Here is a 17,540-nt window from a genome sequence, read left to right on the forward strand (position 1 = left end):
AATAAAAAGTTGTGCTAATGTTAAAATCTCTTAACATTAGCATAACTTTTTTTAACTTATAACTAATATTTATTTAACTTTAAGGGATTAATATAAGTATGTAATAAAAAATAATAAATATAAAAAGATTGATTAATTGGAGGAGAATTGAATGAGAAAAAAGAGTTTAAAACTTATTTGCAGTGCGGTATTAATATCCATGGTTGGAGGAACTTTTATTGGATGCTCTAATAATGAAGATAGTAATAATGGTGCAAAATCAGCTAAAGTTTCAATTTCTGGATCAACATCAGTTGGGCCTTTAATGGAGAAAATAGCTGAAAAATATGAAGCAGAAAACTCAAATATATCAATTGAAATTAACCAAGTCGGATCATCAGCAGGAATTAAAGACACTATTAATGGAGTATCACAAATAGGTATGGCTTCAAGAGAACTAAAGAATGAAGAAAAAAGAGAAGTTGAGGGAACTATAGTAGCATATGATGGAATAGCTCTTATTACAAATAAAAATAACCCAGTTAAGAATTTAACTTTAGAAGAAATTAAGGGAATATACACAGGGAAAATTACTAATTGGAAAGAAATCCAAGAGGGAAAAGATGAGCCTATAGTTGTAGTTTCAAGAGAAGAAGGTTCTGGTACAAGAGATGCATTCCAAGAAATAATTGGTTATAAATCAGAAGAATTAAAGGCAGATTCAATTATCGCTAGTGGTAATGGAAATATTAAATCTACTGTAGAAGGTAACGAAAATGCAATAGGTTTTGTATCTTTTGAATATTTAGATGATAAAATAAATCAATTAACTGTAGAAGGAATTAAACCTGAAGCGGATTTAGTTAAATCAAAAGAATATAAAATTTCAAGACCTTTTATTTTAGCTACAAAGACTGATAAGTTAACAGATGAAGGTAAAAAGTTATTAGATTATATATTAAGTTCAGAAGGTCAAACAATAGTTAAAGAAAATAAGCTTATCCCTATTAAATAACTTTTAATTTTTTATAGAATGCCCTTATAAGGGTATTCTATAAAAAATATAATAATTAAATAAGATAATTAATAATTAATGACTAATAAATATATATTAATTATCAATTATTAATTATAAAAAATATATACATTTTATTTATAAAGGTGGTAAAACCACTTTGCTTTAGGAGGTTTTAAAAATGATAAATGCGAAGGAGAAAAGCAATAGTAGCAAATATTTAATAGAAAAAGTTTCACATGGGGTATTTTTGGGAAGTGCACTCATTGCAGTAATAAGTTTGCTTCTAATAATAGGCTTCGTATTTTTTAAAGGTTTAACTCCATTTATAAGCAAAGGATATTCTTTTAAGGAATTTTTCTTTGGAACACAATGGATACCTAGTTCAGATAAATTTGGAATACTTCCAATGATCTTAACATCTATATACGGAACAATTGGTTCATTACTTATAGGTGTACCAATTGGAGTTTTTACAGCAATATTTATAGCAGAAATAGCACCTAAAAAGGTTGGGAAATTTATTTCTTCATCTGTTGAGCTTTTAGCAGGGATTCCATCAGTATTATATGGGGTGTTTGGATTAGCTATAATAGTTCCTTGGATTATGAAAACATTCAATTTACCAAAGGGACAAAGCTTATTAGCAGTTATTATAGTATTATCAATAATGATGCTACCAACAATAATAACAGTTGCAGAAACGGCAATAAGATCTGTACCTAAATCATATAAGGAAGGATCATTAGCATTAGGAGCTTCACATATAGAAACAACATTTAAAGTCGTAGTTCCGGCAGCTAAGTCAGGAATTTTAGCAGCAATAGTTTTAGGTGTTGGTAGAGCAATTGGAGAAACTATGGCAATTATATTAGTTGCAGGTAATTCACCAATAATTCCTAAAATGATAACAGATGGTGTAAGACCACTAACAACTAATATTGCACTGGAAATGGGATATGCATTTGGTACACATCAAGAGATGTTGTTTGCAACAGGAGTAATATTATTTCTATTTATATTATTATTAAACTTAGTATTAAGTAAACTTTCTAATAAGGAAGGTAATTAGATATGAGAAAATTAAAAGAAAATATATTAAAAACTTTACTTTATGTATCAGCAGGACTTACTGTTGCATCACTTATATTCATTTTAGGCTTTATATTTTTAAAAGGATATAAATTAATATCATTTAAATTTTTAATAAGCAATTATTCTGCATCAGGTGATGGTGGAATATTACCGATGATTGTAGCTACTTTATATACAGTTGCAATATCTATTTTAATAGCAACTCCAATAGGAATACTTTCAGCTATATATCTTAGAGAATATGCAAAGCAAGGGAAAATTGTAAAAATAATAAGATTTGCTACAGAAAGTTTAGCAGGAATACCTTCAATTGTATATGGACTTTTTGGATCTATATTTTTTGTAGTAACATTAAAGTTTGGATATTCTCTTTTAGCAGGTGCATTAACAGTATCAATAATAATTTTACCTGTTATTATACGTACAACTGAAGAAGCATTAAAATCCGTGCCAGACTCATATAGAGAAGCTTCATTAGGTCTTGGAGCTACAAGATTTCAAACACTGTATAAGGTTATAGTACCTAGTGCAATACCTGGAATATTAGTTGGAGTAATACTTTCAGTAGGTCGTGTAGTTGGGGAATCAGCAGCTATATTATTAACAGCTGGAACCGTTGCAAAAATGCCACATGGAATAATGTCAAGTGCAAGAACTTTAACAGTTCAATCATTTTTAGTAACACAAGAATCTGGAAATATAGAACAGGCCTCAGCAGTAGGTATAGTTCTTATAGCTATAATTTTAATACTAAATATAGGCGCGAAATTAATTACAAAAAAATTTGATAAAGCAAATTACTAATTTATTGATATATTAAGAGGTGTAAAAATGGCAAATGAAATATTACCTAAAATAAGAGTAAGAGATTTAGATTTATTTTACGGAGAAAATCAAGCATTAAAAAAAATTAGCATAGATATTGAAGAAAAAAAAGTTACAGCCTTTATTGGTCCATCCGGATGTGGAAAGTCAACTTTTTTAAGAACTTTAAATAGAATGAATGATTTAATTGAAGGTGTTACAGTTAAAGGAGAAATTCTAGTGGATGGAGAAGATATTTATAAAAGTAGTGATGTTATTGCACTAAGAACTAAAGTTGGAATGGTATTTCAAAAACCAAACCCATTTCCTATGTCAATTTATGATAACATAGCATATGGACCAAGACTTCATGGGGTTAAAGATAAAAAAACTCTTGATGAAATCGTAGAAAAAAGTTTAAAAGGTGCAGCACTTTGGGATGAGGTAAAAGATAGATTAAAAAAGAGTGCTTTAGGACTATCAGGAGGTCAGCAACAAAGATTGTGTATAGCTAGAACTATAGCAGTTTCTCCTGAAATAATATTAATGGATGAACCAACTTCAGCATTAGATCCTATTTCAACTAATAAAATGGAAGAATTAATGGATGAATTAAAAAAGAAATATACTGTTATAATTGTAACTCATAATATGCAACAAGCTGGTAGAATTGCAGATAAAACTGCTTTCTTCTTAAATGGTGAAATAGTTGAATATGGTAATACAGAAGATATATTCTATAAACCAAGAGATAAAAGAACAGAGGATTATATTACTGGAAGATTTGGTTAAAATAATGTATAGAGGTGAAGAGTTATGATGAGAGAAATATTTAGTAATAAAATAAAACTATTAAATTCAGATCTTATTGAAATGGCAAGTTTAGTAGAAAAACAAATATATGATAGTGTTATGGCTTTGAAAAATCAAGATGTTGATTTAGCAAAATTTGTAATGAAAAATGATGATAAAGTAGATAATTTGCAAAGAGAAATAGAGGAGAAATGTATAAAGTTTATGGCTACTGAATCTCCATTAGCTAAAGATTTAAGAAGTATTTATACTACTTCTAAAATAGTAACAGATTTAGAAAGAATGGCGGATTATGCAGTTGATATATGCAAAATAGTATCAAGAGTTCAAGGTGTAAACTTTTCAAGGGAAATAGAACCAGTTTGGCAAATGGTTGATATTATAATTGAAATGATAAAATCAGCTGTTGAGGCTTATGTAAAGGGCGATGTAGAAGCAGCATATGAAATATGTGATATGGATGATAGAGTAGATGAAATCTATCAAGGAATGTTTGAAATAGTTTTAAAGAAAATGGGAAAAGATGAATCTATGATTAATCAAGGAACTCAAATATTATTTGCATCAAAATATATAGAAAGAATAGGAGACCATGTAACAAATATTTGTGAATGGATAATATTTTCTAAAAAAGGAAAGTATGTAGATTTAAATGAGTAACACTAAATAAAATATAAAACTTTAAGCACCCTTAATATTTAGGGTGTTTTTTTAGATGATTTTGATATATACTATTTTATAGAAAATATTTCAATAAAAGGTATATTGGAGGACTTTATGAATAAAAAATCAAAATCTAAAGAAAAAGTTATAAAGAAAAAATCTATAAAAGGAGAACTTCTTAAAACTATTATTCCAATAGTCGTTATAGTTGCAATATTAATAAGTCTTGTAGCGATATATAGTGTTAATAAATTATCAAATGATTTAGTTGATAAAGAGTTATCAAATGGTTTTAAAAGTTCTAAGGAATCATTGGAGGAGTACTTTAATAATATAGAGGAAAGGTTAGACATAATAGAGAAAAGCAAATTAGTTCAAAGTTCATTAAAAAATAATAATATAGAAAATATTAAAAGTCTTCTTAAAGGATTAAAAGGAGATAATACAAATATTGTTACTACATTTTTGTTAGATAACAAAAAAAGTTTACATACATATTCAAGGGATAGTAAATTAAATGAGATTAAAAATGTAACTTTAGAAGGAAACCTATATGATAAAACAATAAAAAATGAAATTGCATGGAGTGGCCCTTTTAAATCACCTATTTCAGGCCAAGAGGTTATAACTGTCGCAAGAAGTATAAAAGATGGAGAAAATACTTTAGGGGTTTTAGGTATAGAAGTAGAGCTTAAAGATATATCTAGATACTTTTCAGAGAAAACCTTTAGTAATACAGGATACTCAATGTTACTGTTAGATGATGGTACAGTAATTTCAAATAGTAAAGATAGCTCTAAAATAGATGAGAAGTATGCAAACTCAGATCTTATAGAGCATATACTTACAGAAGGTAGTGGAAAAGCAACTATGGATATAGATAATGAAAAACATTTATATCAATTTAGTTTAAATAAAAAAACAGGATTTAATTTAGTTAGTATAATTTCATTTAAAGAATATGAAAAAGAAGTAAAATCTATTATTATAAAGCAAGTTATAATTTTAATATTTTTAATTTTAATAGCATCAATATTTATATCAATAGTTTCTAGGAAAATAGCAGAAAGATTAAAAAAAATTATGATAGAGTTAAATAAGGCTGGTGATGGTGATTTAAGTGCCAATATTACAGTACAAAGTAATGATGAAATAGGATCTATGGCTATAGCTTTTAATAAAATGGTAGAAGATTTTAAAGCAATAGTTTTAGAAACAAAAAATGCTACGGACTTATTAGGAGAGAATACAATCCAATTCGATATTGCATTTAAAAGTGTTACTGATGCATCTAAACAAATAGCTAAAACTATGGAGCAAATGGCTGAAGAGGCTAATGAACAAACACTAGAAACTAATAACATATTTAATAAGATGGAAGTATTTTCTGTAGAGATAGATAAAACAACAAATAAATTAAAAGAAATGTACAAGCTTTGTAAAGAAACAGAATTAACTTCTAAAGGTGGTATAGCAACAATAAATTCACTTGTTCAAGGGGCTGAAGATACAATGCTTGTTACAAATGAGGTAAACAAAAGTGTACGAAATATAGAAAGTGGATCTAAAAAAGTTGAAAGTATAGTTGAGTTAATTACTGATATAGCAAATAAGACTAACCTTCTTTCATTAAATGCTTCTATAGAAGCTGCTAGAGCGGGTGAATATGGAAAAGGATTTGCTGTAGTGGCTGATGAAATAAGGAAACTTGCAGATCAGAGTAAAGAAGCTACAGAAAGTATTACTAGTATAATTATAAATATGCAGGAAATAATAAGAGAAACAGTTGAGAAGTTAGAAAAAATAAATAAAGTTAGCAATACACAAAATAATAATGTAGAAGAAACTAGAGTATCGTTTGAAAATATATTTTTAGGTGTAATAAATTTAAATGATACACTAAAAGAAATAGAAAGCTTAAATAACTCTCTAATAGTAGAAAAAACTTATATTTCAAGTTCTATAACAAATTTAGTTTCTTCTGTAGAGGAGACTTCAAGTTCAATTGAAGAAGTAACAGCCTCAACAGAAGAACAGTTAAGTACACTTGAAGAGCTTAATAAACTTTCATCAGATATAGTAGAATTAAATAAAGGATTAAATGGAATTTTGAAAAATTTTAAGGTTTAATTTATATAAGAGAGGCTTTAAATAAGCCTCTCTTGTTGACTAGAGAATATTATTAATGTAATATAACATAAGAATAATATGTTTGCATTGAGGTGAAAAAATGAAAAACCTAATTACTAAAGTAGAAGAAGGCAGTATAGCAGAAGAGGTAGGTATCGAAGTAAATGATATTCTTTTATCAATAAACGATACTCCAATTGATGATATAATAGATTATAAATTCTTAGCGGCAGATGAAGAAGTAGTTTTAGATATAGAGAAGCCAAATGGTGAAATTTGGGCTTATGAAATAGAAAAGGAATATGGAGAAAGTCTAGGGCTTGAGTTTGGCGGCGGTATAATGGATAAAGCAAAAAGTTGTACAAATAAATGTATGTTTTGTTTTATAGATCAATTACCCAAAGGTATGAGAGATACATTATATTTTAAAGATGATGATTCAAGATTATCATTTCTTCAAGGAAACTTTGTAACACTTACAAATATGAAGGATGAGGATATTGATAGAATTATAAGATATAAAATAAGTCCTATTAATATTTCAGTACATACAACAAACCCAGAACTTAGAGTTAAGATGCTTAAAAATAGATTTGCAGGAAGCATAATGGAAAGACTTAGAAAGTTAAAGGATGCAGGAATTGAAATGCATGCTCAAGTAGTATGTATTCCTAATGTAAATAATGGGGAAGAATTAAAAAGGACTGTTAAAGATTTATATGAACTTTCTCCATATGTTAAAAATGTTGCAGTTGTACCAATAGGAATTACTAAATATAGAGAAGGTCTTGCAAAAGTAGATACATTTACAAAAGAATCATCTAGAAATGAAATTTATATGATAAGGGAAATGCAAGAAAAGTATTTAGAAGAAACTGGGACACCTTTTGTAAGGTTATCAGATGAGTTTTATTTAGTAGCTGAAGAAGAAATACCAAATGAAGAATTTTATTGTGGATATGAGCAATTAGAAGATGGTGTTGGTATTGTACGATACTTTAGAGAAGCTATAAGAAAAGATGTAGAGTTTTTAAATACTAAGTCTATTGGAAGCTTTTCAATGGTAACAGGAACATTAGCGTATAATGAGATTTTAAGTGCTTCAAATATTATAAAAGAAAAAAATCCAAATATAAAATTAGAAGTGTTTAAAATAGTTAATAATTTCTTTGGAGAAACAATTACTGTAGCTGGTCTTTTAACAGGAACTGATATAATAGATCAATTAAAAGGCAAGATAAATACTGATTATTTAATTATGCCTGATAATATGTTCAGAAAAGGCTATGAATTAGGGCCATCTAACGAAAGAATTATGTTAGATGATATAAAGATTAAAGATTTAGAAGAAGCATTAGGTATTAAGGTTATAGTTTGTGATTATACAGGTGATGACCTTATTGACATAATAAATACAAACTGTAAGGAGGAAAAATAATGGGTAAACCAATAGTTGCTATAGTTGGAAGACCAAATGTAGGTAAATCAACGTTATTTAATAGATTAGCAGGACAAAGAATTTCAATAGTGCAAGACACTCCAGGTGTTACTAGAGACAGAGTTTACGCACAAGCTGAATGGCTTAATTATAATTTTACAATGATTGATACAGGTGGTATAGAACCAGAAAGGGAAGATATCATCGTTAAACAAATGAGAAGGCAAGCAAATATTGCTATAGAAACAGCAGACGTTATAGTATTTATAGTTGATGGTAAAGAGGGACTTACTCCAGCTGACCATGAAGTTTCAAATATGCTTAGAAAAAGCAAGAAACCTGTAGTTTTAGTAGTTAATAAAGTAGATTCATTAAGAGAAGAAGATAATGCATGGGAGTTTTATAATTTAGGAATAGGTGATCCAGTAACAATATCAGCATCACAAGGTTTAGGTCTTGGAGATATGCTAGATAGAGTGGTTGAGCATTTTGATAGAGTAAATTCAGATGAAGAAGAAGAAGATATTGTAAAGATTGCAATGATAGGGAAACCTAATGTTGGAAAATCATCACTAATAAATAGATTATTAGGAGAAGAGAGGTTAATTGTATCAGAAGTAGCGGGTACTACAAGAGATGTTATAGATAGTACATTAGAAAATGATTTAGGAAAATTTACTTTAATTGATACAGCTGGATTAAGAAGAAAAAGTAAAGTTAAAGAAGAAATAGAAAGATATTCTGTTATAAGAACTTATGCAGCAATAGAAAGAGCGGATGTTTGTATTCTTATGGTTGATGCAACAGAAGGCGTAACAGATCAAGATGAAAAAATTATAGGATTTGCTCATGAAATGAATAAAGCTATAATGGTTATAGTAAATAAGTGGGATCTTATTGAAAAAGATGATAAAACTATGCAAAGATATAAAGAAGATTTACAAATGAAACTTAAGTTCTTAAAATATGCAAAGTATTTATTTATCTCAGCAAAAACTGGTCAAAGAGCTCATAAAGTATTAGAAGTAGCAAAGGAATGTTATGATAATTATTCAAAAAGAGTTCAAACAGGAGTTTTAAATGAGGTTATAAATAAAGCAATTCTTATGAAAGAACCACCGATAGTTGGACTTAAAAGATTGAAAATTTACTATGCAACACAAGTGGCTACAAAGCCACCTAAGTTTGTATTTTTTGTTAATGATTCAAGTGCATCTCACTTTTCATATGAGAGATACATTGAAAATCAACTAAGGGATAGTTTTGATTTTAGTGGTACAGGATTACAAATAGAATATAGACAAAGGAAGGAATAGTATGAGTAAAGTGACTTTTTTAGGAGGAGGTAGTTTTGGTACTTCCTTAGGAATATTAATTGCAAACAAAGGAAATAGCGTAAGTATATACGATAGAGATGAAAATGTAGTTAATGATATTAATCAAAATGGTAAAAATGATAAGTATATTAAGGATTTAAAAATACCTAAGAATGTCACAGCTTATAATAACTTAGATGAAGCTTTAAAAGAAACAAAATATGTTGTTTTATCTATACCATCACATGTAATAAGGTTAGTTTCAAATTCTTTAAAAGGAAAAATAAAAGAAGATGTTATTATAATTAGTATTGCTAAAGGTATAGAACAAGGAAGTAATTTAAGACTTTCTCAGGTCATTAAAGAAGAGCTACCAAATAATAAAGTAGTTATACTATCAGGTCCTAGTCATGCTGAAGAGGTATCTTTTAATATTCCTACTACTGTAGTTGTATCATCAGAGGATATGGAAGCTGCAAAAAAAGTTCAAGATTTATTTATTACTTCTAATTTTAGAGTCTATACAAATGATGATTTAATAGGAGTAGAAATAGGAGGGGCAGTGAAAAATATCATTGCCCTTGCAGCTGGAGTTTGTGATGGTATAGGATATGGAGATAACTCAAAAGCTGCACTTATGACTAGAGGGATGGCAGAAATAGTTAGAATAGGAATGAAACTAGGAGGTAGAGCAGAAACATTTTTAGGTCTTACTGGTATGGGAGATTTAATAGTAACATGCACTAGTTTACATTCAAGAAATAGAAAAGCAGGATTTTTAATAGGATCGGGTAAAAGCACTGAAGAAGCTATTGAGGAAGTCGGAATGGTAGTAGAAGGAATAAAAGCTTGTAAGGCTTTTTATGAGTTAAAAGAAAAGCTATCTATTGAAATGCCTATAACTGATATACTCTACAAGATATTATTTGAAAATAAAAATCCTAAAGAAGCTGTTATAGATTTAATGGCAAGAGAAAAAAAAGATGAAATATATTACTAATTAAAAAGAAGCGGTTATCGCTTCTTTTTTATTTATAAATAAGAATAATTAAGATATTTTAATAATAATATTTACTAAAGGGAGGGAAGAAAAATTAAATTAAGTAAAAAAAGTTGTATACTTTTTTTAAGTTTAGAATATATATATAGTGTTAAAAATAATTAGGAGGGTATAACGTGGACGGCTTTAATATATACAAAGATATAGCTGAAAGAACACAAGGGGACATATATGTTGGTGTTGTTGGTCCTGTTAGAACTGGAAAATCAACATTTATAAAAAAATTTATGGACCTTATGGTAATACCAAAGATTGATAATACTTATAAAAAGGAAAGAGCAAAGGATGAATTGCCACAAAGTGGTTCAGGAAAAAGTATTCATACAACAGAACCTAAATTTGTACCAAATGAAGCTGTAGAAATAACTATTGATGAAGATATAAAATTCAAGGTTAGAATGGTAGATTGTGTCGGTTATATTGTTAAAGGTGCAATAGGATATATGGATGGAGAAGATGCTAAGATGGTTAATACTCCATGGTATGATTATGAAATACCTTTTGAAGATGCAGCGGAGATAGGAACAAGGAAAGTTATAACAGATCATTCTACAATAGGATTAGTAATAACAACTGATGGAAGTATTACAGGGATAGAAAGAGATGAGTACTTAGAAGCAGAGGAAAGAGTTATAGATGAATTAAAGGCTATAAATAAACCTTTTATAGTTGTACTTAATAGTAAGAACATTAATTCTCCAGAAACAAAACAATTAAAGAGAGAGTTAGAAGAAAAATATAATGTTACCGTTCAAATTATGGACATAGCTAACATGAATGAAGAAGATATAGAGGATATATTTAAACATGTACTTAGAGAATTCCCAGTAAAAGAAATAAATATTGAAATGCCAAAGTGGGTTGAAAAATTGGAACCAGAACATTGGCTTAAAAAGAATTTCTTTAGCATAGTAAAAGGAATGTGTGAAAACATAAATAAAGTTAGAGATATTAAAACAACAATAAGTCTTCTAAAAGAAGAAGAGAATTTAGGAGCAACAGACATAAGCGAAGTAAGTTTAGGTGAAGGGGTAGCAACAATATCTATGAAGCCTAAAGATGGTATTTTTTATAAAATATTAAGTGAAATTTGTGATTTGGATGTTGAATCAGAAAGTGATCTATTATCTTTAATAAAAGAATTAGATTTTGCTAAGAAGGAATATGATAAAGTTAAAGATGCTTTAATAGATGTAAGAGAAACAGGATATGGACTAGTTGCACCTCAATTATCAGAAATGAAATTTGAGGAACCGGAAATGGTTAAACAAGGAACTAAATTTGGTGTTAAACTTAAAGCCTCAGCTCCATCATTACATTTTATAAAAGCTAATATTAAAACAGAGATTAGTCCAATAATGGGATCTGAAAAGGAAAGTGAGGAACTTGTTAAGTCATTAATGGATCAATTTGATAAGGATCCATCATCATTATGGCAAAGCAATATGTTTGGTAAATCATTAGAGGTGTTAGTTAAAGAAGGATTACAAAATAAACTTTATAAGATGCCAGAAGATGTACAAATTAAAATTCAAAAAACACTTCAAAAGATAATTAATGAAGGTAGCGGCGGGTTAATTTGTATTATTCTTTAAGGTTATTATAATTAAAAATAGTAATAAGATAGAAAAAGGTAGGGAGGTTAACTTTCTACCTTTTTACTATTAATAATAACTTTATATAAAGTGTAAACTTATTTCTTTGTATTGCATAAGATGTATTATAGTAGGATGTTTTAAAAGGCTTATATATACTATGCAGAATAGAGGGGTATTATGGAAAATAGATTTTGTACCTATAAACGAGTAGGTTATTTTAGAGAAAAGATGGCAGAATATTTAGGGGTAGAATATACTGGTACCATTTATGCTTCCCCTGGTGTAATAAAGCATATTAAAAAGAGACATGGAAAACACCTTAGCAAAAAAATTAGCGGGAATTTATTAGAAACTATGAAGAATATTATTGAAGAACCAGATTATGTGGGAATATATAAATTAACAGAGAGAGAAGTTTTAATTGAACTAGTTAAAAAGATAGATACAAATATATTAATAGGAATAGAAATTGATAATTATAGTGAGTATATATATGTTTCAACTATGTATCCAATAACCGAGGGGAAAGTAAATAATAAATTGTATAGTGGAAAGCTAATTAAATGGAAATCATCCTAAAAAAGTTGAAACAATTCAAGATGAAATGTATAATATGTATAGTAAATTTTATAATTTTTGAGGTGAGAAATGGCTCCTCACACGCTGTAAACAGTAAAAAGAGATGTAGGATACGCCGACCTACCAAAAATATTTAAAAACTTTTGGGAAACCAAGAGTTTTTATTTTTATAAATTAGGAGGAACATTATGAGAAAAATAGCAGTGATTTTTAATGGTGGAACAATATCAATGAAGGTTGACGAAAGGTTAAAAGCAGCTGTACCTAGCCTTACTGGAGAAGAAATAATGTCTATGGTTACAGGAATAGAGGATTTTGCAGAAGTGGAGTCATATAGTTTTTCTAGTATGCCATCCCCACACATGACTATAGAAAAAATGTTTGAGCTTAGTAAATTTGTAGAGAAAATAGTTGAAAGAGATGATATAGATGGCGTTGTAATTACTCATGGTACAGATACTTTAGAAGAAACAGCTTATCTTTTAGATCTAACTTTAAAAACAGAAAAAGTTGTTGTAGTTACAGGTGCTATGAGAAGTAGTTCAGAACTTGGTTATGATGGACCATTTAATTTAGCTTCATCTATATGCACTGCTATTTCAGATGATGCGAAGGGGCGAGGAGTTCTTGTTTGCTTTAATGGAGAGTTAAACTCTGCATCAGAGGTTACAAAAGCTAATTCAATGTCTTTAAATGCATTTGTAACACCAAATTTTGGACCGATAGGTATAGTTGATAATAATAAGGTTATATTTTATAGAAAAGTAAAGAAAATAAAATCTTATAATATAGATAAAATAAAGTGTGATGTTGCTCTTATTAAATGTGTAGCAGGGATGGATTCAGCTTACATAGATTTTGCTATAGAAAGAAAGTTTAAAGGTGTAGTTATAGAAGCTATGGGAAGAGGTAATGTGCCACCTTTAATGGTTGATGGTATAAAGAGATGTATTTCTCTTAATATTCCAGTATTGATAGTTTCTAGATGTTACGAAGGAAGAGTTTATGAATCCTATGGCTATGAAGGTGGAGGAAAGATGCTTAAGGATTTAGGTGTTATTTTTGGGGATACTTTACCTGGTCAAAAAGCAAGAATAAAATTAATATTAGCATTATCTTCTAAAGATGAAATTAATTTAAAAGAAGAATTTATATAAATTAAGTTAAACGAATATTCGTTTAACTTAATAAAAAAATATACGGAATCTATTGACATGTTTTCAATAAGAATATATAATAATATTCGTAAAGAAGATAACTCATATAATAACGATAATAAGGATCGTTAGTTTCTACCAAGATGCCGTAAATATCTTGACTATGAGTACGAATATTAATTATATATATATTATTATAATATGTAATTGATATTTACCGCAGCCACTGTGAGTTATCTTATAAGATAACTCACAGTGGTTTTTTTTATAAAAATATAGGGGGATTAGCTATGGAAAATTTATCAATGAAAGAAAGATTATTGCCTATATTAACAAATAAGAATGTTAATATTAAAAGGGAGATGGCAGCAGGCCTAACTACTTTTTTAACAATGGCGTATATAATTGCAGTAAATCCAAATATTTTATCAGCAACTGGGATGCCAGCAGGAGCCTTAGTAACGGCAACTTGTTTATCAGCAGCTTTAGGATGTATATTAATGGGGTTATTTGCAAACTTGCCATTTGCACTAGCGTCAGGAATGGGTTTAAATGCCTTCTTTGCTTTTTCCGTTGTTTTAGGAATGAATATATCATGGGAAATGGCTTTAACAGCAGTATTTATTGAGGGAATTATATTTATATTATTATCTCTATTTAAAATTAGAGAGGCTGTTGTAAATGCAATACCAATGAATATGAAACATGCTGTAACAGCTGGTATAGGTATATTTATAGCATTTATAGGATTAGTGGGATGTGGACTTGTAATTAAAGATGATGCTACACTTGTAACTATGGGAGAGTTTACCCCAGCTGTAATTATAGCTTTATTAGGTGTTGTAGTAATTGCAGTTTGTGATAAAAAGAATATAAAGGGATCAATATTATTTGGTATATTAACTAGTACATTATTAGCGTGGGGATATGCTGTTATTTATCCAGAAAGCGCATCAAACTTAGGTATATATCTACCAGAAGGAATATTTAAGTTTGAAAGTATAGCACCAATAGCAGGAAAATTAGACTTTAGTCATATAATTAATTCTGAAACAGTTGGTAAATTTATAATTGTAGTTTGTACATTCTTATTTGTGGACTTTTTTGATACAGTTGGTACTTTAGTTGGAGTTGCTTCAAGAGCTAATATGCTTGATAAAGATGGAAAAGTTCCAAATGTAGGACGTGCTTTATTAGTAGATGCAGTTTCAACAACAGCAGGAGCTGCTATGGGAGTTTCAACAGTAACAACATATGTTGAAAGTTCGACTGGAGTTGCAGCTGGAGGAAGGACAGGATATACAGCTATAACTACAGGAATATTATTCTTACTTGCTATGTTCTTTTCACCAATATTTATCTCAATTCCAGCGTGTGCTACTGCACCAGCATTGATTTATGTTGGATATTTAATGCTTGGAGCAGTTAAAAATATTGAATTTGATAATATAACAGAAGGAGTTCCAGCGTTTTTAACAATAATAACTATGGCGTTAACATATAGTATAGGAGATGGTTTAACGGTAGGAATACTAGCATATGTAATTATAAATGTAATATATAATTTAATATTTGCAAAAAAAGAAGATAAATGCAAGGTGTCAGGAGTAATGATATTTTTAGCAATTGTATTTATAGTTAAAATAGCATTTTTAGGTTAATTAATATATTAATATATAAATTTTGAAATGTAAAAAAGAAGTAGTATATATTACTTCTTTTTTTGTTTTTATAGAATTAATAGTATAATAAAAATAAATAATAAATCAAATTGTTAACATTTTGTTAACAAAAGGTTGACTTTTATAATGAATCTACTCTATTATAGTTTTTATAAGAAAAGACTATCTATAGATAAAAAGATTTGGAAATTTTGGAGGAGAATATGGTTAAAAGCATGACTAGCTTTGGAAGAGCCAGTAGCGAAGAAGGTAATAAACATCTTTTTTCAGTAGAAATGAAAAGTGTAAATAGTAGATATTTAGATGTTAATGTAAGAATGCCTAAAAGTATACTTGCTTTAGAAGAAGAGATAAGAAAACTTGTAAATGAAACTCTTTCTAGAGGAAAAGTTGATATCTTTATAAATCAAAAAAGTTATTCAGATGGTAATGGTGTAGCAAAAGTGAATCTAAAGCTTGCTAATAGTTACTTAGAAGCTTTAAAGGAGATAGAAAAAACTTTAGGTGTTAAAAATGATATTACTATTACCCAGATAGCTAGATTTCAAGAAGTAGTTACTGTTGTTGAGGAAGAGGATTCTATTGAAGAAGTATGGGAGATATTAAAACCTTTAATAAAAGATTCTCTAAAGATGATGGAAGACATGAGAATTACAGAAGGCGAAAAGTTAAAAGAAGATATATTAAGAAAACTTAATGAAATAGAAGAGTTAGTAAAGAAAATAGAAATTTCTTCTCATAATATACCTAGAGTTTATAAAAAGAAATTAGAAACAAGATTAAAAGAGCTTCTTCAAGGAGTAGATATTGATGAAAGTAGAATTGCTTTAGAAGTAGCTATTTTAGCTGATAAAGCAGCGGTAGATGAAGAAATAACACGTCTTTATAGCCACTTAAGTCAAATGAGAAAAACTTTTGAAGGTAAAGGTCAAATAGGAAGAAAATTAGACTTTATCATTCAAGAGATGAATAGAGAAGCTAATACAATTGCTTCTAAATCAAATGATATTGATATGACTAATAACGTCATCGATATAAAAAATCTAATAGAAAAAATAAGAGAACAAGGACAAAATATTGAATAATTAGGAGGAAGACCATGGGAATCAAATTAATTAACATTGGATTCGGTAACATAGTTTCAGCTAATAGATTAGTGGCTATAGTAAGTCCAGAATCAGCACCTATAAAAAGAATTATCCAAGAAGCAAGGGATAGAGGTATGCTAATAGATGCTACATATGGTAGAAGAACAAGAGCTGTTATAATAACTGATAGCGATCATGTAATATTATCAGCAGTACAACCAGAAACTGTGGCTCATAGATTAGTTGCTAAGGATGAGGCTGTAGATGAGGTTGATGAATAATGAGAACATGTAATAGAGGTGTATTAATTGTTATTTCAGGTCCATCAGGTGCAGGAAAAGGAACTATATGCAAGGAGTTACTTGAAAAACATGAGAATATATATCTTTCAGTATCAGCAACTACAAGAGAACCAAGGTCTGGAGAAGTCCATGGAGTAAATTATTATTTTCTTAAAAAAGAAGATTTTTTAAGAAAAGTTAAAGAAAATGGCTTTTTAGAGTATGCAGAGGTTTATGGTAATTGTTATGGAACACCTAAAGCTAATGTAGAAAAAATGTTAGATGAAGGAAAAGATGTTATTTTAGAAATAGATATACAAGGAGCTTTGAAAGTTAAAGAAAACTTTAGTGAAGGTGTATTTATATTTATTCTTCCCCCATCAATGGAAGAACTTAAACAAAGAATAATAAAAAGAGGTAGCGAAACAGAAGAATCGCTAATGAGAAGATTTAAATCTGCATATAAAGAAATTAACTATGTTTCTAAATATAATTATGCAGTTGTAAATGATACTTTAGATGTTGCAGTTTCAAAGGTAGAGTCAATAATTGCAGCAGAAAAATGTAGAGTAGATAGAATAAAAGAAAATACAATTTTAGATTCTAAGGAGGGCTTAATTCATGAACAACTCTATGATTAATCCATCAATAATGGATTTATTAAAAAAGGTAGACGATAGATATTCACTAGTAATAGTAACTTCAAAAAGAGCAAGACAATTAATAGATGGAAGAGAACCATTAATATACACTAAATCTCATAAACCATTAACTATAGCTATAAACGAAGTTAATGATGGAGCAGTAGGATATGAAACTGCGAAAGAGGGAAATAAATAAAA

General features: G+C 28.7%; 17 protein-coding genes and 1 riboswitch. All 17 genes read left to right on the forward strand.

Going from position 1 to position 17,540, the window contains the following annotated elements; genetic code table 11:
• The first annotated feature begins 151 nt into the window (after positions 1-151).
• The 17 genes from ACYQ1T_RS12670 to rpoZ all read left to right on the forward strand — a co-directional run bounded on the left by ACYQ1T_RS12670 (position 152) and on the right by rpoZ (position 17,538).
• Positions 152-994: a phosphate ABC transporter substrate-binding protein gene (locus tag ACYQ1T_RS12670; protein WP_459835336.1), complete on the forward strand. Its 843-nt coding sequence runs from the start codon at positions 152-154 to the stop codon at positions 992-994.
• Positions 995-1,175: 181 nt separating this feature from the next.
• On the forward strand, positions 1,176-2,066 hold the full coding sequence (gene pstC, locus ACYQ1T_RS12675; protein ID WP_459835338.1) for a phosphate ABC transporter permease subunit PstC: 891 nt from the start codon (positions 1,176-1,178) through the stop codon (positions 2,064-2,066).
• A gap of 2 nt (positions 2,067-2,068) precedes the next feature.
• Positions 2,069-2,893 carry a phosphate ABC transporter permease PstA gene (pstA, locus tag ACYQ1T_RS12680; RefSeq protein WP_459835341.1) on the forward strand — a complete coding sequence of 275 codons (825 nt, stop codon included), beginning with the start codon at positions 2,069-2,071 and terminating at the stop codon, positions 2,891-2,893.
• Between the two features lie 27 nt (positions 2,894-2,920).
• A complete protein-coding gene (pstB, locus tag ACYQ1T_RS12685) occupies positions 2,921-3,685 on the forward strand; it encodes a phosphate ABC transporter ATP-binding protein PstB (RefSeq protein ID WP_459835344.1) in 765 nt (254 codons plus the stop codon).
• A gap of 24 nt (positions 3,686-3,709) precedes the next feature.
• On the forward strand, positions 3,710-4,366 hold the full coding sequence (phoU, locus tag ACYQ1T_RS12690; RefSeq protein ID WP_459835347.1) for a phosphate signaling complex protein PhoU: 657 nt from the start codon (positions 3,710-3,712) through the stop codon (positions 4,364-4,366).
• 117 nt (positions 4,367-4,483) lie between these two features.
• Positions 4,484-6,499 carry a methyl-accepting chemotaxis protein gene (locus tag ACYQ1T_RS12695; RefSeq protein WP_459835350.1) on the forward strand — a complete coding sequence of 672 codons (2,016 nt, stop codon included), beginning with the start codon at positions 4,484-4,486 and terminating at the stop codon, positions 6,497-6,499.
• A gap of 100 nt (positions 6,500-6,599) precedes the next feature.
• Entirely contained in the window at positions 6,600-7,937 is a 1,338-nt protein-coding gene (locus tag ACYQ1T_RS12700) for a DUF512 domain-containing protein (protein ID WP_459835353.1), read from the forward strand.
• Positions 7,937-9,253, forward strand: coding sequence for a ribosome biogenesis GTPase Der (gene der / locus ACYQ1T_RS12705; RefSeq protein ID WP_459835355.1), 1,317 nt, complete (start codon positions 7,937-7,939; stop codon positions 9,251-9,253). Before ACYQ1T_RS12700 ends, der begins: the two co-directional genes overlap by 1 nt.
• A gap of 1 nt (position 9,254) precedes the next feature.
• Positions 9,255-10,253 (forward strand): NAD(P)H-dependent glycerol-3-phosphate dehydrogenase, encoded by a 999-nt coding sequence (locus ACYQ1T_RS12710; protein WP_459835358.1) that lies wholly within the window; start codon positions 9,255-9,257, stop codon positions 10,251-10,253.
• Positions 10,254-10,429: 176 nt separating this feature from the next.
• Positions 10,430-11,908 (forward strand): stage IV sporulation protein A, encoded by a 1,479-nt coding sequence (spoIVA, locus tag ACYQ1T_RS12715; protein WP_459835360.1) that lies wholly within the window; start codon positions 10,430-10,432, stop codon positions 11,906-11,908.
• A gap of 180 nt (positions 11,909-12,088) precedes the next feature.
• On the forward strand, positions 12,089-12,490 hold the full coding sequence (locus tag ACYQ1T_RS12720; RefSeq protein WP_459835363.1) for a PBECR3 domain-containing polyvalent protein: 402 nt from the start codon (positions 12,089-12,091) through the stop codon (positions 12,488-12,490).
• Positions 12,491-12,678: 188 nt separating this feature from the next.
• Positions 12,679-13,647, forward strand: a complete 969-nt coding sequence (locus ACYQ1T_RS12725) for an asparaginase (RefSeq protein ID WP_459835365.1) — start codon at positions 12,679-12,681, stop codon at positions 13,645-13,647.
• An 82-nt stretch (positions 13,648-13,729) separates the two neighbouring features.
• A riboswitch (purine riboswitch) is annotated at positions 13,730-13,831 on the forward strand.
• Positions 13,832-13,952: 121 nt separating this feature from the next.
• A complete protein-coding gene (locus ACYQ1T_RS12730; protein WP_459836551.1) occupies positions 13,953-15,308 on the forward strand; it encodes an NCS2 family permease in 1,356 nt (451 codons plus the stop codon).
• A 224-nt stretch (positions 15,309-15,532) separates the two neighbouring features.
• Positions 15,533-16,414 (forward strand): YicC/YloC family endoribonuclease, encoded by an 882-nt coding sequence (locus ACYQ1T_RS12735; protein WP_459835367.1) that lies wholly within the window; start codon positions 15,533-15,535, stop codon positions 16,412-16,414.
• 14 nt (positions 16,415-16,428) lie between these two features.
• Positions 16,429-16,698 (forward strand): extracellular matrix/biofilm regulator RemA, encoded by a 270-nt coding sequence (gene remA, locus ACYQ1T_RS12740; protein ID WP_008678315.1) that lies wholly within the window; start codon positions 16,429-16,431, stop codon positions 16,696-16,698.
• Positions 16,698-17,339 carry a guanylate kinase gene (gene gmk, locus ACYQ1T_RS12745; protein ID WP_459835369.1) on the forward strand — a complete coding sequence of 214 codons (642 nt, stop codon included), beginning with the start codon at positions 16,698-16,700 and terminating at the stop codon, positions 17,337-17,339. Before remA ends, gmk begins: the two co-directional genes overlap by 1 nt.
• Positions 17,320-17,538: a DNA-directed RNA polymerase subunit omega gene (gene rpoZ / locus ACYQ1T_RS12750; protein WP_459835372.1), complete on the forward strand. Its 219-nt coding sequence runs from the start codon at positions 17,320-17,322 to the stop codon at positions 17,536-17,538. The genes gmk and rpoZ overlap by 20 nt, the downstream gene beginning before the upstream one ends.
• Positions 17,539-17,540: the final 2 nt, after the last annotated feature.

This window comes from Clostridium carnis, from assembly GCF_054657435.1.